The organism is Micromonospora sp. NPDC048871 (assembly GCF_043198155.1).
Taxonomy (GTDB): Bacteria; Actinomycetota; Actinomycetes; order Mycobacteriales; family Micromonosporaceae; genus Micromonospora.
On the sequence record NZ_JBICUM010000009.1, the window covers coordinates 126702 to 145954 of the forward strand.

Consider the following 19253-nt stretch of genomic DNA (forward strand, 5'->3'; position numbering starts at 1 on the left):
GATGCCCCTTCCCGGGTCAGCCGACCGGAGTCGGGAAACCCCGGTCGTGCTCGGCCTGAAGCCGAGCCATGGCGTGTTCGACGACGGTCACCATCACCTGCTTGACCGCGTCGCGTCGGCGGGCGTCCGTCATCACCAGCGGGACGTCCGGTGAGATGGCCAGTGCCTCACGCACTTCATCCAGGTCGTACTGCGGCGCGCCGTCGAACCGGTTCAAGGCGACCACGTACGGCAGCCTGCGGTTCTCGAAGTAGTCCAACGGTGCGAAGGCATCCGTGATCCGGCGGGTGTCCACCAGGACGGCAGCCCCCACCGCACCACGGATGATCTCGTCCCACATGAACCAGAACCGGGTCTGACCAGGCGTGCCGAAGAGGTACAGGATCAGATCCTGCGCCATGGTGATTCGGCCGAAGTCCATGGCGACCGTGGTGGTCTCCTTGCCCGGCACCTTGGACGAGTCATCGATACCGACACCCGCCGCGGTCATCACCGCCTCGGTGGTCAGCGGTGTGATCTCCGAGATCGCCCCGACCAACGTGGTCTTGCCGACACCGAAGCCACCCGCGACGACGATCTTCGCGGAGATGATTCCCCGGCTCTGGCGGGCCCCGGCGGGGTCATAGCTCGCGAAGTCCACTCAGCACCCTTCCCAGCATTTCCATCCGCTCCTCGAAACCTGTGGCGGGAGCAGCCGTTTGTAGCGTCAGCAGGCCCTCGGCGACCATGTCGGCGACCAGCACCCGAGCGACACCCAGCGGTAGCCGGGTGTACGCGGCGATCTCCACCAACGACTCGGGACGGCCCTCGCAGACCATTGCGATGCGATGTTTGTCGTGCCCGGCAAACCGCGACTCGGCGATCTGGGTGGGGCTGGCGACCAGCACCGCTTCCAGGGCGATGTCCCGAAGCGGTTCGGTACGCCCCCGGGTGACCGCGTACGGCCGCACCAGAGCACCCCGCGGGTCACGTCGTGAATCCATCCGCAATCACCTCCTCTCCCGTCCGCCGTGGCATCGTCCGCTATGACCGCACCGCGTCCCGGGGCAGCGGCACCAGCGCCGCGCCCACCCGCTCGACCAGCAGGGCCATCTCGTAACCCACTTGACCCACGTCGCAGCTACGCGCCGCCAGCACCGCCATCGACGAGCCGTCGCTGATCGACATCAGGAACAGGTAGCCGCTGTCCATCTCGATGACGGTCTGCAACACCCCGCCGGCGCTGAACATCCGCGCGGCGCCCTCGGTCAGGCTGACCACCCCGGAGGTGATGGCCGCCAGCTGATCCGCGCGGTCCGCCGGCAGGTCGCGGGAGGAGGCAAGCAGCAGCCCGTCCGCGGACACCGCCACCACGTGGGCGATTCCCGCCACGCTGTCGGCGAAGTTGGTCAGTAGCCAACCCATGTCCTGCATGGCCGCGGGCCTGTTCATCGGCTCGTCTCCTTGGTCGAGGTGCTGTTCTGAGTCGCGCCGGCCGTTCGGCCGCGCTGGACGCCGCGGTGGTAGGCCGACAGCAGACCGCGGACTTCGTCCGGCGTACGCCGACTGTGTTCCCGTCCGTTGCGGGGTTCGATGCCACCGGGCACCAGCTGCGCCTGCGGCACCCGCTTGGGCAGCCCGGACCGGGTCGTCCCGGCCGGGGTGGGCTCGGCCGCCTGGCTGGCGCGCGACCAGCCCTCGTCTGCCGCGGTCCGCCAGGCCTCGTCGGCGGCGGAGGAGGACTCGGCAGTCGGCGCCGGTGGCGGGGCCGGCGCGGCCGGGGCCGCCGCCGGGGTCGGGGCGTGCGCAGCCGGCTGGGTGCCGGTCGGTCCGCCGGAGAACACCGGGTACGACGGCGGCTGCAGGGCGGCCCCACCGGCAGCCGCACCCGGGGTACGGGTGGGCAGTGGGGTGCGTCCCTGGGTCGGTGTGACGGCCGGTGTCGACACGTCAGCGGTGGCCGCGGCGGCGGTCGGGGCCCCGGCGTTCGCCGACGGCTCGTCGAACTGCGGCCGGCTGAAGATGGCCGTCACGTCGTTGCCGTGCGACCGGAACCAGACCGCCTCCATCTCGCGGAAGATGGGCGCCTCGGCCTGCGGCGGCTCCGCCGGTGCGGTGATCGGCGCGCTGGCCAGCGGGGCGGTCGCGGCCAGACTGGCCCCCAGCCCGCCGAACATCGGGGTGTCCTGGCCGCCACCGGGACCCTGGCCCGCCGTCGGCGCGAACCCGGTGGGAGCCGCGGTCGGCGTGAATCCGTTGGTGGTGGCCGCGGCACCGGCGACCGGGCCGGCCGGCAGCACGGGTGCGGCCGGGCGCGGGTCGCCGGTCGAGTTCGCCGTCCGGTAGGACAGCGGATCGATGGTCGGCTGCGCGACCGTGGGCGACCCGGCGCTGAAACCCCCGGCGTAGGCCGGTGGCGACGCGTGAGCCGGTGGGGTTTGCTCCGGGGTCGGTTCCGCGACCGGCCACGGGGTGGCCGTCGGGGCGCTGCGCCACCGGTCGCTGAGGGTCGCGGTGGTGCTGCGCCCCGCGGCTGCCAGAGGGTCACCGGCACCGGTCGGGGCCGGCTCGACCGCCAGCGGCTGACGCGGCCGGGTGATCGCCTGGTCCCGGCCCCTGAGGCTCGGCAGGATCACCGTGGCGGCCGGCAGGGTGATCTGGGCGACCGTGCCACCCTCGACGTTGCGGCGCAGCTCGACCCGGATGCTGTAGCGCGCCGCCAGCCGGCTGACCACGGCCAGACCCATCAGCCGGAACGCCGCGACGTCCACCGTCGGAGGAGCGGCGAGCCGCCGGTTCAGGGTGTCCAACTGCTCGTCGGTCAGCCCCAGGCCACGGTCCTCGATCTGGATCAGCACGTAGTCCCGGATCCGCCGACCGTCGGCGACCACGGTGGTGTTCGGCGGGGAGAAGCGGGTGGCGTTGTCGAGCAACTCGGCCACCAGCCGTACGACGTCGTTGACCGCGTGGGCGGCCACGGACACGTCCGTGTCCACCGTGCCGAACTCGATGCGGTTGTAGAGCTCCACCTCGGACTGGGCGGCGCGCAGCACGTCGACCAGCAGGGCGTCCTCACGACGCGGGACCGCGGAGTCGGCCCCGGCCAGCACCAGCAGGTTCTCGTCGTTGCGGCGCATTCGGGTGGCCAGGTGGTCCAGCTCGAAGAGCTGGGCCAGACGCTTCGGGTCCTCCTCGCCGCGCTCGATCGCGTCGAGTTCACCGATCATCCGGTCGACCAGGGTCTGACTGCGTCGGGCGAGGTTCAGGAACATCGCCGAGACGCTGCTGCGCAGCGCCGCCTGCTCGGCCGCGACCCGGACGGCCTCCCGGTGTACGACGTTGAAGGCCGAGGCGACCTGGCCCACCTCGTCACGGTTGTCGAGCCTGATCGGGTCCCGTACCTCGCGGACGATCTCCTCGACACTGCCGTCACTGACGTTGCCCATGCCTTGGAGGCGACGCACCGCCTCGGGAAGGTCGTGGTTGGCCACCGAGAGGGCACCCTCGCGGAGCCGACGCAGTGAGTGGTTGAGCGAGCGGGCCAGCACCACGGCCAGGGTCACCGCGATGATCAGGGTGAGCAGCACCAGGGTCGTCTCGACGATCGCCTGCCGGATCACGTCCGACCGGGCCTGCTCGGCCTGGGTCAGGAGGCGATTCTGCAGCTCGATCTCGGCCCACCGCATCAGTTCGTGCACCGCACCGATCGCGGCCGTGGCCTCCTGGGCGGTGACCGGTGCATCCCGGCCGACCGTGCGGCTGATGTCGGTGGCGATCCGGTCGGCCAGCACCACGGCGTCACCGGAGACGGTGCTGTTGACCAGCGCCTGCTGGACCGGGTCGGCGGCCAGGGAGAAGGCCAGCAGCGCCTCCTGCTGACCGGTCAGGGTGGCCACGAAGGCGGAGAACTGCTCGGTGTCCAGCCGGCCGTTGGTCAGTGCGGTGAAGGCGATCGCCTCTTCCTCGGCGACGGCCGCCTTGGCGCGGGCGAAGGCGGCCACCGCCCGTCGGCTGTCGGCAAGACTCTCCTCGCCCGGCAACTGGGCCAGACCGTCGCTGTAGGAGACCAGGTCGGCCAGGACCACGCCGTAGCGCAGCACGGCCTCGGCTACCTGCATCTGCTGGCGGTCCAGCACTTCCTGACGGGTGCCGTCGAGGGTGTCCAGGTGCCGGTCGATGGTCGCCAGGCGGTCGCGCACCGCCGCCGGGACCTCACCGACCCGGGCCCGCTCCGCGCGGTAGGCGTCGACCCGCTCCTGGGTCCGACGCACCCGCAGGTTGTACGCGTCGACCTGCTGCTGGGTGGAGGCCAGGTAGGCGGCGGCGGTCATCCGCTCGGCGTGCAGATCGTTCGTCAGGGCGGAGATCCTGGTCGACAGCGCGGTCAGCGAGCGGGCCTGGGTGGCCTCGAAGGCGCCTTCACCGACCGAGATCAGACGAACTGTGGCCAGCGCGATGACGGCGGCCACCGGAACGACCAGGATCAGCGCCAGCTTGGACCGGATCCGGGCGTCACGCAGCCGGGGCAGCCTGCGCCGGCCGTCGCGCTCGGCTTCGCCGCTGGCGGGCAGGGTCGTCGGTCCGGTGCTCACGACATCGCCTCCGTCGTTTTCTCCGCGCCTGACCCGTCGATCCGTGCCTGGAGCGACGGCCGGCGCCACGCGCGGCACGGCCGCGATTTCATCAGACGGGATCGTGTTTGGGAAGCCGCAGTGAGGCAGGAAACGGTTGGAGGACACGCATCCTGTAGTCCGGTCAACTAATACCTACATTTCCACAGTGCCCTTGATCAGGGCATGTAGCTCCAGAGTGGTCATTCGTGTCGTCAGAGTGAGCAAACGAAAACACGTCGCTACCCCAACATGTGGGATTGGTGTCCCGAAACGCTCCCGCTGGCTCCGCTTGACCGCAGCGCCCGGCATTGGCAAGGTTTTGCAGGCTTCGCGCACACGGTACGGCAGACCCGACCAGAATATCTACTGAGGACGCTGCCGCCGCCGGTGACCGGGCCCCGCCCGTGCCGCATCAGGAGGACAGAGTTGACCCCCTTCCGCTCCGCGACCGCTCTGGTGGCCGCTTCAGCTCTACTGGCCACCACCCTCACCGGCTGCCAGTTCGGCGGGCAGGAGCAGGACACCTCGCCGATCGTCATCGCCGCCGACCTGGAACTGTCCGGGGCGGCCGCCAGCGTCGGCAAGGCGTACCGGCAGGCACTGGAGTTGAAGATTGAACAGCTGAATGACTCCGGCGCCCTGAACGGCCGGACTATCAAACTGCTGCCGAAGGACAACCGCTCCGACGCCGGGGAGTCACTGCGCAACATCGTCGACTTCGCCAACGATTCACAAGTCAGCGCCATCATCATGGGCGGCTGCAACGAATGCGCGGTCGGCGCGGTCCGCACCATCAATGAGAAGCAGATCCCCACCATCGCGCTGGCATCGGCCGGCGCGGTATCCAACCCGGTGGCAGATCGACGCTACGTGTTCAAACTGGCACCGAATGCAGCCGATAATGCCGGCGCTATCACCGGCGAACTGAGCCGTCGACGGGTCGCCTCCGTGGGGCTGCTGCGCAGCGACGACGCCTACGGCAAGGAGGGCGCCGAGGCCCTGCGGGGCGAGTTCAGCAAGGCCGGGATCCAGCTGCTGGCCGAGGCCACGGTCCGCACCACCGACACCGAGGTGGACCGGCAGGCCGCCACCCTGGCCGCCGCCCAGCCTGAGGCGCTGGTCGTCTGGACCCCACCGGAGCAGGCGATGCTGGCCGCCGGCGCGGTCAAGCAGGCCGGCTTCACCGGGCGCCTGTTCTTCGACGCCTCCGCCGCGGGTGACCTCTTCCTCGGCGCCTCGGCCCGGGCCGCCGAACGGGCCACCCTGGTCTTCACCCAGACGATGGTGATCGACGACGTCATCGCCACCACCCCCGCCAAGGCCGCCCGTCGTCAGTGGTTCCAGGACTACACCGCCCGTTTCGGCGGCTACCACGGATCCTCGTCCTTCGCGGCGGACGCCGTGCAGCTCATCGTCGATGCTGAACTGCGCGCCGGTGGTCCGGCCGGCAAGGTCGACCGGGAGAGCCTGCGAGACGTGCTGGAGACCTCCCAGATGGACGGACTGTCCGGGCCGATCCGGATGACGCCGGACAACCACTCCGGGCTGATGCCGCAGGCTCTGACCACTCTGGTCGCTCGTAACGGGCGTTGGAGGTTGGCAGGCTGAGGTCTTCGTCCTCTGGTTCTGCTCGGTGGGGTGTGGCCCCAGCACAACCGGCTTCGGGCGGTCAGGCTTGATCCCTGCGCCGGTTGTTGCTGGGGCCACACCTGCGTTCGTCCACGGGTGACGGACGCAGGTCAGGTTGGGTGGTGCTGTCTGTCCTGGGTGCGGTCCGCCCGTAGGTGCTGGGGGTGGTCAGCGGCTGGAGGTGGTTTCTCGGACCCAGGGCAGGCTGAAGCGCTCGATGACCACCAGGGCGGTGTAGAGCAGGATGCTGACCAGGGCGATCAGGATGATCGCCGCCCAGGCGGTGGCGGTGTCGCCGATGCCGGCGTACTGCTGGATCACATAGCCCAGACCACCCTCGCCGGCCTGGAACTCGCCGATCACCGCGCCGATCGCGGCCAACGGCATGGCCACCTTCAGGCCCACGAAGATCTGCGGCAGGGCGGCCGGGAAGCGGATCTTCCGGAACGCCTGCCAGCGGGAGGCGTTGTAGGAGCGGATCAGCTCGGCCAGGTCGGCCGGGGTGGTCGTCAGCCCGGTAGCGGTGGACAGCACGATCGGGAAGAAGCAGAGCAGGAAGACCATGGTCAGGATGGGCTTCTGACCCCAACCGAGCGCCACCACCAGCAGCGGGCCGAGGGTGATCTTCGGTACCGCGTTGACGGCCACCAGCAGTGGGGTGAACATCCGCTCGACCGTCCGCGAGGCGGCCAAGGCCAGGCCGATCAGCACTCCCGCCGCGGCGGAGAGCGCGAAGCCGACCAGGATCTCCTGGGTGGTGAGCGCGGTGTGCTCCAGCAGCCGTTGCGGCCGGTCGGCGAACGCGGACAGCACCGAACCCGGCGGCGGCAGGGCGGCCGGGTGGATCAACTCCAGCCGAGCGGCCAGCCACCAGACCCCGAACGCGATCAACAGCCCAACGGCCGGTAACACCGCCGCCACGGTGGCGAGCCGCAGGTCACCAGCGCGCCAGCGCCGGGGACGCGGTACGGCAGAGGACGGCTCGGGCAGTGTCTGCCCCACCGTCTGCCGCGGACGGACGTCGGTCATCGGACCCTCCTGAATGTGGTGTTTCGGCGTCGACGCCGGTACGCCGCACCTGTCGTGGGGTGCGGCGTACCCGGCATCGACGTGATCAGCTTCAGCTCTTGGGGGCCAGGTTGAAGTCGATGACCTGCTCGGGGGTCAGATCCGACTTCAACGCACCCGCACCGCGCAGGATGGCGATACTCTTCGCCACCCGGCCACTGTCCAGGGTGCCCAGGGCGGTGCCGGAGTTGCTGGAGCGGACGTAGCCGGCCATCAGCTGAAGCTCGGCGGCAGCCGCGACGGGGTTGACCGCCTCGACGTTCTTGGCCAGGATCTCGGCCGCCTCCTGCGGGTTGGCTAGGGCGTCCTCCAGGCCCCTGAGCAGCGCCGCAGTGAACCGCTTGACCATCTCCGGCTTCTCGCTGGCGATCTGCTTCGAGGTGATCAGCACGTTGCCGTAGAGGTCCTGCATCACGTTGCTGTACGGCAGCAGAACGGCCTTCTTCTTGGTCACCGCCTCGATCGTCGGCTGACCGACGACGAACTGACCGATGCCGTCGACCGAGCCGGAGCCGAGGGTGACCATCAGGGTCTGGGCCTCACCGTTGACCCAGGTGACCTTGGTGGGGTCGATGCCGGCCATCCGGGCGTACGTCGGGAAGAGGTTGCGTACGACGGAGCCGGGGGTGTCGGCGAGCTTCTTGCCCTCCAGGTCCTTCGGGGTGTTGATGCCGGTGCCCTCGACGGTGGCGATGGCCGCCATCGTGCGCTGCTGGATCGCGGCGACCGCGACGAAGTCCTTGGCCTCGCCGTTGCCGAGTTGCAGCAGGCCACCGGTCAGGTCGATCGGGCCGAAGTGCGCCTGCCCGCCGACGACCGTCTGGATGATCGAGCCGGTGCCCTGGCCAGGCTTGATCTCGACCTCGAAGCCGGCCTCCTTGAAGTAGCCCTTCTCCTTGGCCACCCAGGCGTAGGCGTCACGCCCGAAGTTTCCGAACGAGGTCAGGTAGGTCACCTGCTCCAGGGCGGCGCCACCGCCGTTGGTGTCGTCGGCCTCGTCCGAGCCGCTGCACGCGGCGACGAGGGCTAGTGCGGTGGCCATCGTGGCCGCGGCGACCGTACGGGTCAGCCTTTTCATCAAGTACACCTTGTCCTTTCCCACCGGGGCATCGGGCCGCCGGAGGGGGTCTGTCGGGCGGCGCCGGCAGCCGGGAGGGAGCCGACACCGCGCATCGAGGGGGATTCTTCGCGGGCACAGCGTACGAGAAGTCTCGCTTTGTGACACCAGGCGCATCGGGTTGCGGTAAGGAAACAAAGTCAACTCCACCCCGGACGGTGCAATCTGCACAGAGCCGGTTAGCCTTTGACGGATTGCTGATCAACCACTCAGCCGGAGGCCCCCGGAGATGATCCGTCTGTCCGAGGTGTCCCGCACCTTCGACGGCCGTACCGGCCGAGTCGAAGCGCTGCGCGGCATCGACCTCGACGTGGGCGACGGCGAGTTCGTCGCCGTCCTCGGCCGCTCCGGGTGCGGCAAGTCCACCCTGCTGCGGTTGATCGCCGGGTTGATTCCGGTCAGCTCCGGCACGATCACCGTGGGTGGCGACCCGGTCACCGGTCCGCGCCAGGACATCGCCATGCTGTTCCAGCGACCGGCCCTGCTGCCGTGGCGGACCGTACTGGACAACGTGCTGCTGCCGGTGGAGATCTTCGGCTGGAAGCGCGCCGACCACCGGGAGCGGGCCCGGCAACTGCTGGAGGTCGCCGGCCTGGCCGGGTTCGAGAAGCGACTGCCGCACGAACTCTCCGGCGGTATGCAGCAGCGGGTGTCGCTGTGCCGGTCGCTGATCGGCAACCCCCGGGTGATGCTGATGGACGAGCCCTTCTCCGCCCTGGACGCGCTCACCCGCGAGGAACTGTCCGGGGAACTCCAGCGGGTGCACATGAGCAGCCGGGCCACGGTCGTCTTCGTCACCCACTCCATCGACGAGGCCGTCCTGCTGGCCGACCGGGTGGTCGTGCTCAGCCCGCGCCCCGGCCGGGTACGCAAGATCGTCGAGGTGGCCATCCCCCGACCCCGCACCCTGGGCCGCAACGCCCACCTGGCGGAGGTCGCCCAGGTCAGCGCCGACCTGCACGAGCTGCTGATGGAACGCGACCAGCCGCTGGGTGTCGGTCCGGAAGGACGATGAGGGTGCGCGTCACCGTCTTCACCGAACCGCACCGGGGCGCCAGCTACGACGACCAGCTCCGCTTCGCCCGGCTCGCCGAGGAGGGCGGGTTCGAGGGCTTCCTCCGCGCCGACCACTACCAGGCGATGGGGGACGAGCCGGCCCTGCCCGGCCCGACCGACGCCTGGCTGACCCTGGCCGCCCTGGCCCGGGAGACCAGCCGGATCCGGCTCGGCACCCTGGTCACCTCGGCCACCTTCCGGCTACCCGGGCCACTGGCCGTGATGGTGGCCCAGGTGGACCAGATGAGCGGCGGCCGGGTCGAGCTGGGCATCGGGGCCGGGTGGTACGCCCGCGAGCACACCTCGTACGGCATCCCGTTCCCCTCGGTCGGGGAACGCTTCGACCGGTTCGCCGAGCAGTTGGAAGTGATCAGCGGACTGTGGGCCACGCGATCGGGCGAGACCTTCAGCTACACCGGGAAGCACTACCAGCTCACCGAGGCCCCGGCGCTGCCGAAGCCGGTGCAGACCCCCGGCCCGCCGATCATCGTGGGCGGGCGGGGTCCCCGGCGTACCCCGGAACTGGCCGCCCGGTACGCCGACGAGTTCAACGTTCCGTTCACCAGCCTGGAGCAGACCGCGGCGGCGTACGAGCGAGTCCGGCAGGCCTGCGACCAGATCGGCCGCGCCGACCGCGGACGAGCCCCGCTGGTGTACTCGGCCGGCATCGTGGTGGCAGTCGGGCGTACCGACTCCGAGGCCGCACGGCGGGCGGCGCCGCTGCACGTCAAGAGCGCCCTGCCGCCCGAGGATCCGGTGGTCGGCTCGCCGCAGCAACTGGTCGACCGGATCGGCGAGTTCGCCGCGATCGGCACCGAGCGGGTGCACCTGCGTCTGATCGACCTGTCTGACCTCGACCACCTGGAGCTCATCGCCAGCGAGGTGCTCCCCCACCTGGAGAAGACCCGATGATCGACAACAACCCCGTGGCCCCGGCGACCGACCAGGACCTGGTCCTCGGCCCGGTGGGCCAGGAGATCGTCTACGAGAACGACCGGGTACGGGTCTGGCACATCCGGCTGGAGCCGGGCGAGCAGCAGCCGCTGCACCGCCACGACCACCCCTACCTGGTGGTGGCCGTTGAGGGTGCGAAGAATCTGATCCAGACCGTCGACGGCGTCCGGATCGACGCGGACGAGCCGACCGGTGGGGTGGTCTACCGCGACCCCGGGGCGGTGCACATGCTCACCAATGTCGGCGACACGACATACCTGGCTCGACTGATCGAACTCAAGTAGCCCTACCGCAACCAGGTAGGACGGGCGTTCACGGCGCGCCGGTGGCGATCGGTGGCAACGGAACGTAACGTGCCGGACATGGCCAATCGGACCTTGAGCCGCCTACTGCTCACGGCGTTCGGCGTCAGCCTGCTGGCCGGAGCCGGTCAGCTTGGCCTCGCCTTCGGCTTCGGCATCATCCGGCTCACCGGCGCCTTCAACGGCGCCACCGTCAACCAGTGGCCGGCCCAGCTCGTCTGGGTCGGCTGGTTCGCGGCGAACGCCGCCGTGATCGGTGCCGTGCTGACCGAGCGGGCGGCCCGGCAGGACCGCCAGCTCACCGGCACCGGCCGGCAACTGGCGGTGGCCGGCAGCGCCGCCCTGGGGGCCACCGTCGTGGCACCCTTGTGCATGCAGCCGGCCCGCAGCGCCGAGCTCATCTCGGTCGACCCGGTCTGGGCGGTCGCCATCTGCGCCGTCCTCGGCGCGGTGGTCGGGGCCGGTGCCGCGCTGGCCGTCCTGGTCCGCCCACCATTCGCCTGGAACATGGCCGCCCTGGCCGGGGCGATGTGGCTGATCGCCCTGCTGTCGGTCGTACCCTCCCTGGGTGCCAGCGGGCCGCTGACCCCGGTCCGCCTAGGCGTGCTGGAACCGTCCTGGCTGTCCGCCGACACGGCCCAACGGTTGGCGTTGCTGATTCTGCCGCTGCTGGCCCTACTGGCCGGGCTGGCCGGTGGAGCTGTCGCCCGCTGGCGCGGGCACCCCCCGCTGACCAGCGGGCCGAGCGGGGTGGCCGGGCCGGTGCTGGTGGCCTTCGCCTACCTGGCCGCCGGGCCCGGCGACTCCGCCGACCGCTACCAACTAGCCCCGTACTACGGCGCCCTGATCGCGATCGGGGTCGGCGCCCTCGGTTCGGCCGCCGCCGCTCTGCTGCCCTGGCCGCTGACCGGTCGTTCCGCCTCCGGCACCCCGGCCATCGAACCGACCGCGATCCTCCAGCCGCTACCCGCCACCCCGGCCCTGCCCGCCTCCTCGCCCCGTTCGGCCGAGCACCACCCCGTAGCGGCTGCCGACGCCCCACCGCACTGGCAGTGGCCGGAACCCCAGCCCTCCCTGGACCCATCGACGGCCACCGAGGTCACGACCGAAGCCAGCCCCGAAGCACGGCGACTGCCGCCGACCTCGGCTGCCGACCGCCACCCCGCCCCGACCCCGGCCACCGACCACCTGTCCGCGACAGAATCCGAACCGGCCACGGTGACCTGGGAACCTGCGCCGACTGCGGCTGCGGCGACCACAGAACCCGGACCGGCGCAAGCCCCGGCGACGGCGGAACCCAGGCCCACGAAGGCCACGGCGCCCAGGCCAACAAAGGCTGCGGCGACTAAGGGACCTGGGCCAACGGCGGCCACCACGTCGGCCGTCGAGACTCAGCGGGCACCGACCCCGGCGGCGGAGACAGTCGATCCTGCGGAGGACTCCGCTCCGGTGGGCGACGGCAGTGACATTCCGCTGGCCAAGCGGTCCGCCCGCTCGCCGCTGGCACCCGCCCCGGCTGCGTCAGCAGCGCCAGATCCAGTCGAGGCTTCGGCGGGCAAGGCGCCGACCCCCCGGCGGACCCGCAAACCCCGGGCCGGTACGACGGCCGCCCCGGTGCAGCCACAGCCAGAGCAGTCTGCGGACCAACAGCCCGAGCAGGCGAAACCGGTCGTCCTGCCGGAGGCCACCAAAACCAGTGACGACAACAGTCCAGCCGACCCCAGCGCGCCTACCGCCACCTCCTCGGAGGCGACCGGCCCCGTCGAACCTGACCTGAACGCCCCGGCCACTCCGGACGACAGCGCCCGGCCGACGCAGTCCCCGTTCACCCTCACCGACTCGGCCCCCACCGATTTGCGGCCCGAACCGGCACCACGCCCCCGACACCGCCTGTCGTTGCCCGAACTGAACTCGGCAACGCCGTGGAACGCCTTCGCGCCCGCCCGACCGGCCGATCCGCCACCGGCCGAGGACCAGCAGACCACCACACCGGAGGTCTCGGCGGCCTTCGCCGCCGCCCCGGCCCGCGCCACCGACCCGGCGGCCACCGCCCGTGACCTGTCCGCCGCCTTCACCAAGCCACCTGCGGTCACCCCGGAGGACATCCAGCCCGGGGAGGAACGCGACAAGGGTCTGCGTGGCCTGTTCCGGCGGGGCAGATCCCGCCCGGGCGGCACGGTCGACGGCGAGGAGCCGCTGCCCGCCCAGGACGAGGAGTACGTGGACTGGGTGACCGGGCTCGGTCGACCCGTGGCCGAGGACGAGCCCGCTCCGAAGAAGTCCCGCCGCTCGCTGCGCTCGACCGGCCGGCACCACCGGGACTGAATCGACCCCGGCGACCGGCCGGCAGAGCGGACCGGTCAGGCCAGCGGCAGGTAGACCCGCCCGCCGGCGGCCAGGAACTCGTCGGACTTGTCCTTCATGCCCCGGGCGGCGTACTCCTTGAGATCCTGGGTGATCTTCATGGAGCAGAACTTCGGCCCGCACATCGAGCAGAAGTGGGCCGTCTTCGCCGGTTCGGCCGGCAGCGTCGCATCGTGGTACGACCGTGCGGTCTCCGGGTCCAGGGACAGGTTGAACTGGTCTTCCCAGCGGAACTCGAACCGCGCCTTGGACAGGGCGTCGTCCCAGGCCTGAGCGCCCGGGTGCCCCTTGGCCAGGTCGGCCGCGTGGGCCGCGATCTTGTACGCGATCACGCCCGCCTTGACGTCGTCCCGGTCCGGCAGGCCCAGGTGCTCCTTCGGGGTCACGTAGCAGAGCATCGCGGTGCCGAACATGCCGATCATCGCCGCCCCGATGGCCGAGGTGATGTGGTCGTACGCGGGTGCGATGTCCGTGGTCAGCGGGCCCAGGGTGTAGAAGGGGGCCTCGTGGCACCACTCCTGCTGGAGGTCCACGTTCTCCTTGATCTTGTGCATCGGCACGTGACCCGGGCCCTCGATCATCACCTGTACGTCGTACTCCCAGGCGATCTTCGTCAGCTCGCCCAGGGTACGCAGCTCGGCGAACTGGGCCTCGTCGTTGGCGTCCGCGATCGACCCCGGCCGCAGCCCGTCGCCGAGGGAGAAGGTCACGTCGTAGCGGGCCAGGATCTCGCACAGTTCCCGGAAGTTGGTGTAGAGGAAGTTCTCCTCGTGGTGCGCCAGGCACCAGGCCGCCATGATCGACCCGCCCCGGGACACGATGCCGGTCACCCGGTCCACCGCCAACGGCACGTACGGCAGCAGCACCCCGGCGTGCACGGTCATGTAGTCCACGCCCTGCTCGGCCTGTTCGATCACGGTCTCCCGGAAGACCTCCCAGCTCAACTTGACCGGGTCACCGCCGACCTTTTCCAGCGCCTGGTAGATCGGCACCGTGCCGATCGGCACCGGCGAGTTGCGCACGATCGCCTCCCGGGTCTCGTGGATTCGCTTGCCGGTGGACAGGTCCATCACGGTGTCCGCGCCCCACCGGGTAGCCCAGGTCAGCTTCTCCACCTCCTCGGCAACGGAGGAACTGACCGCCGAGGTGCCGATGTTGGCGTTCACCTTGACCAGGAATGCCTTGCCGATGATGGCCGGCTCGCACTCCGGGTGGTTGACGTTCAGCGGCAGCACCGCCCGCCCGGACGCGATCTCCTCCCGGACGAACTCCGGTGACATGCCCTCCCGGATCGCCACGAACTCCATCTCCGGGGTGACCACCCCGGCCCGGGCGTACCCGAGCTGGGTCGGCCGTTTGCCGTCCGCCCCCGCCAGGGGGGTGCCCGGACCGCGTACCGGGGCCACATCCCCCCGCTCGGCGATCCACGGCCCACGCAGCGGGGACAGCCCCACCTGCGGGTCGGAGCCCGGACCGGAGGTGTCGTAGAGCCGTACGGGTGGGTTGTCCCCGGTCAGCTCCACCTCCGCGAACGGCACCCGGATCTCCGGCCGCGAGCCCTCGACGTACACCTTGCGCCGTACCTGCATGACAGCCTCCCTGTACTCAGGCGGACCAGCCAAAGTGGTCCAACGGACCGCGTCCCGCACCCAACTCCCAGTTCCGCGCGCCGGCCAGCGCCCGGCTCACGTACTTCTTGGCCTTCGCCACCGCCACCGCCACCGGATCGCCCATGGCCAACCGCACCGCGGTCGCCGCCGAGAACGAACACCCGGTCCCGTGGCTGTGCCGGGTCGGCACCCGGGGGGCCCGCAGCACGGTCGTGCCCTCCGGGCCGTGCAGCACATCCAGGGCCTCGCCGCCGGTGTCCACATCACCGCCGGTCACGATCACCCACTCCGGGCCGCCGGCGGCCAGGGCCCGGGCGGCCGTCGTCATCTCCGCCAGATCCGTCACGGCAGCCCCGGTGAGAGCCGCGGCCTCCGCGCTGTTCGGGGTCGCCACCCGGGCGTACGGCAACAGCCGCTCGACCGCCGCCACCACCCCGAGGCGGTGTCCGCTGGTGGCCACCAGCACCGGATCGACGACGAGCTGCGGCAGTCGCCCGGCCGCCGCCGCGTCGGCGATCGCACCCGCCACCGCCGGCGTACCCAGCATCCCGGTCTTGACCGCCCGCACCGCGAAGTCGGACAGCACGCTGTCCAACTGTTCGGTGACCGTCTGCGGGGGCAGCGGCAGGACGGCGTCCACACCTCGGGTGTTCTGCGCGGTGACCGCGGTGAGCACACTCGTGCCGTAGGCGCCGAGGGCGGCGAAGACCTTCAGGTCGGCCTGGATGCCGGCGCCGCCGCCGGAGTCCGAGCCGGCCACGGTGAGCACGGTGGTAGGGGTCATCTGTCTTCCTCAACATTGCTGGTCGAAGCTGCCTGGAAGGCGCTGGTCAGTTCGGCAGCGGTCTGCTGCGGGTCAGGGGAACGCATGATCGCGCCGAGGACGGCGACGCCGACGGCGCCGGCCTGCCTACAGGCGCGTACCTGGGCCGGTGTCTCGATGCCGCCGAGCGCCAGCACCGGCACCGGGCTCAGCCGGATCAACCCGGCCAGTCCCGCCGGCCCCAACGCCGGCCCGTAGCCGGGTTTGGTCCTGGTCGGATAGACCGGCGAGAGGGTGACGTAGTCCTCGGTGCGCAGCCGACGCAGTTCCGCCTCGTCGTGACAGGACCGACCGACCAGGTCGGCCCCCAGCGGCGGACCGGGGTCACCCGCCGACAGGTGCACCGCCACCACAGGCTCCGCCCCCACGACCCCGCCGGCGGCGGGCTCGGTGGGCAGCAGGGGGTCGGGGCCGGCGACGATCAGGGTGCCGCCGGCCTCGGCCACGATCGGCCGCAGGTCGGCGGCGAGGGCGAACCGTTCGGCGCGGGGCAGGTCCTTCTCGCGCAGCAGCACCCAACGCACGCCCCCGGCCACGGCCGCCGCCACCACCTCCGCCAACGGCCGCCGGGTAACCCGCCGGTCCGTCAGCACCACCACGCCGGAGACGGTCCGGGGCCCGGACAAGCCGTCGGCGCCCGGGTGCGGGGTCATAGCTCGGGGCGGCCTTCGTCGGGGGTGCTGGCCAGGGCGTGGAAGCGGCGGGGGATGCGGCCGGCACCGGCGGCCAGGCGACCGGCGGTGATCGCGTGGCGCATCGCGGTGGCCATCGCCACCGGGTCCGCGGCCCGGGTCACCGCGCTGGCCAGCAACACCGCGTCGCAGCCCAGCTCCATGGCCAACGCCGCGTCCGAGGCGGTACCGATCCCGGCGTCCAGGATCACCGGCACCTCGATGCTCTGCCGGATCAGCCGGATGTGGTGGGGGTTGGACACCCCCAGCCCGGACCCGATCGGCGAGCCCGCCGGCATCACCGCCGCGCAACCGACGTCGGCCAGCCGACGAGCCAGGATCGGATCATCCGAGGTGTACGGCAGCACGGTGAATCCGTCGGCGACGAGTTCCTCGGCGGCGCGCAGCAGTTCCACCCCGTCGGGCAGCAGGGTCCGCTCGTCGCCGATCACCTCCAGTTTGACCCAGTCGGTGTCGAAGGCGTCCCGGGCCAGGTGCGCCACCTTCACGGCTTCCCGGGCGGTGTAGCAGCCGGCCGTGTTCGGCAGCAGTCGCACCCCGCACCGGTCCAGCAGGTCCAGCAGACCTCCGGAGCCGCCGGGGACGGTGTCCACCCGGCGCAGGGCCAGGGTGACCAGCTCGGTGCCGGAGGCCCGGATCGCCTGTTCGAGCACGTGCAGGTTGGCCGCTCCGCCGGTACCCAGGATCAGCCGGGACCCGAACCGGGTACCGCCGATCTCGAAGCCGTCCATCCTGGTCACCCGCCCTGGGCGGCGCTGAGCACCTCTACCTGGTCGCCGCCGTGCAGCACGGTCGCCGGCCATCCGGTACGCGGCACCACCTCGCCGTTGACCGCCACGGCCACCCCCCGGTGCTGCGGCGTGACCTGTCGTACCAGTTCAGCGACCGTGGCGCCGTCGGGCACCACCTGCCCGACTCCGTTGACCGTCAACTCCATCTGTCGTCCTCCTTGCTGTCCGGACGGAACCGGTCGGCCCGGAAGGGATTGAGCATCGACTCGTCCGCTTCCGCCCCGGTGATCAGGCCGGTGATCAGGTCCGCGGTGACCGGGGTCAGCACGATTCCGTGCCGGTGGTGACCGGTGGCCGCCAGCACCTGCGGGCGGTCGGGCAGCGGCCCCAGGATCGGGGCGTTGTCCGGGGTGCCGGGGCGCAGCCCGGCGATCGTCTCCACCAGGTCGTACTCGGCCAGTTCGGGCAGCAGGTCGATTGCGGCCCGCAGCAGCCGCAGCACCGCACCGGCGGAGACCGCCAGGTCGGAGCGTTCCTCGACGGTGGCACCGACCACGACCTCACCGCACTCGCGCGGGACCAGGTAGACGTGCTCGCCGTCGGCGTACCCCCGGATGACGTGCCGGAAGCCCGGCGGGCCGCCATCCGGGGTACGCAGCCGCAGCACCTGGCCCTTCACCGGGCGGACCGGCAGCCCGGTCAGGGCGGCGGTGCCGCAGCCGGCGGCGACCACGGTCACCTCGGCGGACACCTCGGACAGTCGCCCCACCGGCTCGGTGACCAGCACCGCGCCGGCCCGCTCGGCGGCCAGCCGCAGCGCCGGTACCAGCCGACGCGGATCGACCTGGTGATCGGTGGCGGCGAGGGCACCCCCGCGAACCCGGGGGGCCAGCGCCGGTTCATGCTCGCGCAACTGGGAGGGCCGCAGCGGGGTCACCGGCAGACCCAGACCCTGCTGGTACGCCCACAGCCGCCGCGCCTCGGCCAGGTCGTCGGCGGTCAGCCCGACCATCAGGGTGCCCTCGGTCCGGTACCCGATGTCCAGGCCGCTGGCCTCGGTCAGCTCGGCGGCGAAGGCCGGCCAGCGTCGAGCGGACTCGGTGAGCAGCCCGGTCAGTTCGTGTTCACCGAAGTACGCCTCCGCCACCGGCGCCAGCATCCCGGCGGCCACCTGGGAGGCTCCCGACCCTGGAGCCGGATCGTGCACCACGACCCGCAGCCCCCGGGCCGCGCACCGCCAGGCGATCGCCAACCCGATCGGCCCCGCCCCCACCACCGCCACCTGCGGTGCAAGGAAGGGCCCCCGCTTAACGTCTCCGGTATAGGAAGGGCCCCTGCTTAACACGTCAGCGCCCTGACCAGGTCGGCTGCGGCGTGGGCGGGATCGGCGGCTGCGGAGAGCGCGCCGACCACCGCCACCCCGTACACGCCGGCGGCCCGTAACCCGGGTACGTCCGCCGCCGTCACTCCCCCGATGGCGATCACCGGCACGGCGACCGCCTCGACCACCGCCCGGACGCCGGCCACCCCGATCGCCGGGGGCAGGCCGTCCTTCGTGGTGGTGGCGTGGCAGGGGCCCACGCCCAGATAGCTGGCTCCGGCGGCGACCGCCTCGGCGGCGGAAACCGGCTCCCGGGCGGTGGCGCCCAGCACCGCCTGCGGGCCGAGCACCTGCCGGGCCGCCGCCACCGGCAGGTCCTCCGCGCCGACATGACCGCCGGCGGCCCCCGCCGCCAACGCCACATGCAGGCGGTCGTTGACCAGGCAGGTGACGCCGTACGGCCGGCAGCGGGCGAGCACCCGGCAGGTCAGCTCGTACGCCTCCCGGTCGGTGACGGCGTCCTCGGCCCGGACCTGGACCACCAGCTCGGGGTGGGCCACCGGCAGGACGGCCGCGAGCACGGCCAGCGCATCCCGCCCCGGTCGGGTGTCGGTGATCAGATGCAGTCGTCCGAGGGACGGCACGGCAACACTCCTCCCTGCGCCGGCATTACCCGGATCAGGTTCGACGGTCGGGGGCTGGCAGCCCCCCTCTCAGCCCGGTACACCGGGCTCCCGTGGGTTCGTTGGGTGTCACCGTACGTCGTTTCGGCTGCGCCGCCAACCCCCGGACCTGCCCCGGCCGACCCCGCGAGCTGGCCGGACTCGACCGTCTTGCCCTCGACCGGCGACCACAAGGGACCCGGATATGCAGTGACTCATGCCAATTGAAGGACGCCTCGTTACCAATCTGTTACATCAATGAGTCTTGCCCGAAACCGATCGATCAAAGGAAATTTGATTGATCGGCTCAGTTCCTCGGCAGCCAGACCCTC

18 protein-coding genes and 1 riboswitch are annotated in these 19253 nt (G+C 71.4%); of the genes, 5 read left to right on the forward strand and 13 right to left on the reverse strand.

Going from position 1 to position 19253, the window contains the following annotated elements; all coding sequences use genetic code 11:
- Window positions 1-16 precede the first annotated feature (16 nt).
- From ACGFIK_RS20250 to ACGFIK_RS20265, 4 genes are read right to left on the reverse strand one after another with little or no spacing between them, the layout of a single operon-like run.
- A complete protein-coding gene (locus tag ACGFIK_RS20250) occupies window positions 17-640 on the reverse strand; it encodes an ATP/GTP-binding protein (RefSeq protein WP_327024063.1) in 624 nt (207 codons plus the stop codon).
- On the reverse strand, window positions 621-983 hold the full coding sequence (locus ACGFIK_RS20255) for a DUF742 domain-containing protein (protein WP_327024062.1): 363 nt from the start codon (window positions 981-983) through the stop codon (window positions 621-623). The genes ACGFIK_RS20250 and ACGFIK_RS20255 overlap by 20 nt, the downstream gene beginning before the upstream one ends.
- 40 nt (window positions 984-1023) lie before the next feature.
- Window positions 1024-1431, reverse strand: a complete 408-nt coding sequence (locus tag ACGFIK_RS20260; protein ID WP_030329975.1) for a roadblock/LC7 domain-containing protein — start codon at window positions 1429-1431, stop codon at window positions 1024-1026.
- Window positions 1428-4571 carry a nitrate- and nitrite sensing domain-containing protein gene (locus ACGFIK_RS20265; protein WP_327024061.1) on the reverse strand — a complete coding sequence of 1048 codons (3144 nt, stop codon included), beginning with the start codon at window positions 4569-4571 and terminating at the stop codon, window positions 1428-1430. The genes ACGFIK_RS20260 and ACGFIK_RS20265 overlap by 4 nt, the downstream gene beginning before the upstream one ends.
- Window positions 4572-5018: 447 nt before the next feature.
- Here ACGFIK_RS20265 and ACGFIK_RS20270 point away from each other — a divergent pair, with 447 nt between their 5' ends.
- Entirely contained in the window at window positions 5019-6200 is a 1182-nt protein-coding gene (locus ACGFIK_RS20270) for an ABC transporter substrate-binding protein (RefSeq protein WP_327024060.1), read from the forward strand.
- Between the two features lie 189 nt (window positions 6201-6389).
- Here the strand turns inward: ACGFIK_RS20270 and ACGFIK_RS20275 are convergent, their stop codons facing one another.
- Together ACGFIK_RS20275 and ACGFIK_RS20280 are read right to left on the reverse strand one after the other, a co-directional pair.
- Window positions 6390-7250, reverse strand: coding sequence for an ABC transporter permease (locus ACGFIK_RS20275; RefSeq protein ID WP_327024059.1), 861 nt, complete (start codon window positions 7248-7250; stop codon window positions 6390-6392).
- 91 nt (window positions 7251-7341) lie between these two features.
- Window positions 7342-8367, reverse strand: a complete 1026-nt coding sequence (locus ACGFIK_RS20280) for an ABC transporter substrate-binding protein (RefSeq protein WP_327024058.1) — start codon at window positions 8365-8367, stop codon at window positions 7342-7344.
- Between the two features lie 268 nt (window positions 8368-8635).
- Here ACGFIK_RS20280 and ACGFIK_RS20285 point away from each other — a divergent pair, with 268 nt between their 5' ends.
- The 4 genes from ACGFIK_RS20285 (at window position 8636) to ACGFIK_RS20300 (ending at window position 13043) form a co-directional block, all read left to right on the forward strand.
- The gene (locus ACGFIK_RS20285; protein ID WP_327024057.1) at window positions 8636-9421 is read left to right on the forward strand and encodes an ABC transporter ATP-binding protein; all 786 of its coding nucleotides are present in this window, start codon (window positions 8636-8638) and stop codon (window positions 9419-9421) included.
- Window positions 9422-9423: 2 nt separating this feature from the next.
- Complete coding sequence (locus ACGFIK_RS20290) at window positions 9424-10374, forward strand: LLM class F420-dependent oxidoreductase (RefSeq protein ID WP_327024056.1); 951 nt, start codon at window positions 9424-9426, stop codon at window positions 10372-10374.
- Window positions 10371-10700 (forward strand): cupin, encoded by a 330-nt coding sequence (locus ACGFIK_RS20295; protein WP_327024055.1) that lies wholly within the window; start codon window positions 10371-10373, stop codon window positions 10698-10700. Before ACGFIK_RS20290 ends, ACGFIK_RS20295 begins: the two co-directional genes overlap by 4 nt.
- A gap of 78 nt (window positions 10701-10778) precedes the next feature.
- Complete coding sequence (locus ACGFIK_RS20300; protein ID WP_393340632.1) at window positions 10779-13043, forward strand: hypothetical protein; 2265 nt, start codon at window positions 10779-10781, stop codon at window positions 13041-13043.
- A gap of 35 nt (window positions 13044-13078) precedes the next feature.
- On the opposite strand, the gene thiC is transcribed toward ACGFIK_RS20300, so the two are convergent.
- The 7 genes from thiC to thiE all read right to left on the reverse strand — a co-directional run bounded on the left by thiC (window position 13079) and on the right by thiE (window position 18903).
- Complete coding sequence (gene thiC / locus ACGFIK_RS20305) at window positions 13079-14671, reverse strand: phosphomethylpyrimidine synthase ThiC (protein WP_393340634.1); 1593 nt, start codon at window positions 14669-14671, stop codon at window positions 13079-13081.
- 16 nt (window positions 14672-14687) lie between these two features.
- Window positions 14688-15476 (reverse strand): bifunctional hydroxymethylpyrimidine kinase/phosphomethylpyrimidine kinase, encoded by a 789-nt coding sequence (thiD, locus tag ACGFIK_RS20310; RefSeq protein WP_327024052.1) that lies wholly within the window; start codon window positions 15474-15476, stop codon window positions 14688-14690.
- Window positions 15473-16141: a thiamine phosphate synthase gene (locus ACGFIK_RS20315; RefSeq protein WP_393340684.1), complete on the reverse strand. Its 669-nt coding sequence runs from the start codon at window positions 16139-16141 to the stop codon at window positions 15473-15475. The genes thiD and ACGFIK_RS20315 overlap by 4 nt, the downstream gene beginning before the upstream one ends.
- 23 nt (window positions 16142-16164) lie before the next feature.
- A complete protein-coding gene (locus ACGFIK_RS20320; RefSeq protein ID WP_393340637.1) occupies window positions 16165-16938 on the reverse strand; it encodes a thiazole synthase in 774 nt (257 codons plus the stop codon).
- A 5-nt stretch (window positions 16939-16943) separates the two neighbouring features.
- On the reverse strand, window positions 16944-17144 hold the full coding sequence (thiS, locus tag ACGFIK_RS20325) for a sulfur carrier protein ThiS (RefSeq protein ID WP_393340640.1): 201 nt from the start codon (window positions 17142-17144) through the stop codon (window positions 16944-16946).
- Window positions 17135-18283 (reverse strand): glycine oxidase ThiO, encoded by a 1149-nt coding sequence (gene thiO, locus ACGFIK_RS20330; protein WP_393340643.1) that lies wholly within the window; start codon window positions 18281-18283, stop codon window positions 17135-17137. The genes thiS and thiO overlap by 10 nt, the downstream gene beginning before the upstream one ends.
- Window positions 18277-18903, reverse strand: coding sequence for a thiamine phosphate synthase (gene thiE / locus ACGFIK_RS20335; RefSeq protein WP_327024048.1), 627 nt, complete (start codon window positions 18901-18903; stop codon window positions 18277-18279). The genes thiO and thiE overlap by 7 nt, the downstream gene beginning before the upstream one ends.
- Window positions 18898-19007, reverse strand: a riboswitch (TPP riboswitch). Its footprint overlaps the gene before it by 6 nt.
- Window positions 19008-19253 lie beyond the last annotated feature (246 nt).

What these genes read in the sequence shown, in the direction of transcription:
- ACGFIK_RS20280 (WP_327024058.1), bottom strand. Translation starts at nt 8,367, where the DNA reads ATGAAAAGGCTGACCCGTACGGTCGCCGCGGCCACGATGGCCACCGCA.
- ACGFIK_RS20300 (WP_393340632.1), top strand. Translation starts at nt 10,779, where the DNA reads ATGGCCAATCGGACCTTGAGCCGCCTACTGCTCACGGCGTTCGGCGTC.
- ACGFIK_RS20255 (WP_327024062.1), bottom strand. Translation starts at nt 983, where the DNA reads ATGGATTCACGACGTGACCCGCGGGGTGCTCTGGTGCGGCCGTACGCG.
- thiS (WP_393340640.1), bottom strand. Translation starts at nt 17,144, where the DNA reads ATGGAGTTGACGGTCAACGGAGTCGGGCAGGTGGTGCCCGACGGCGCC.
- ACGFIK_RS20320 (WP_393340637.1), bottom strand. Translation starts at nt 16,938, where the DNA reads ATGGACGGCTTCGAGATCGGCGGTACCCGGTTCGGGTCCCGGCTGATC.
- ACGFIK_RS20285 (WP_327024057.1), top strand. Translation starts at nt 8,636, where the DNA reads ATGATCCGTCTGTCCGAGGTGTCCCGCACCTTCGACGGCCGTACCGGC.
- ACGFIK_RS20275 (WP_327024059.1), bottom strand. Translation starts at nt 7,250, where the DNA reads ATGACCGACGTCCGTCCGCGGCAGACGGTGGGGCAGACACTGCCCGAG.
- ACGFIK_RS20295 (WP_327024055.1), top strand. Translation starts at nt 10,371, where the DNA reads ATGATCGACAACAACCCCGTGGCCCCGGCGACCGACCAGGACCTGGTC.
- thiC (WP_393340634.1), bottom strand. Translation starts at nt 14,671, where the DNA reads ATGCAGGTACGGCGCAAGGTGTACGTCGAGGGCTCGCGGCCGGAGATC.
- thiD (WP_327024052.1), bottom strand. Translation starts at nt 15,476, where the DNA reads ATGACCCCTACCACCGTGCTCACCGTGGCCGGCTCGGACTCCGGCGGC.
- ACGFIK_RS20260 (WP_030329975.1), bottom strand. Translation starts at nt 1,431, where the DNA reads ATGAACAGGCCCGCGGCCATGCAGGACATGGGTTGGCTACTGACCAAC.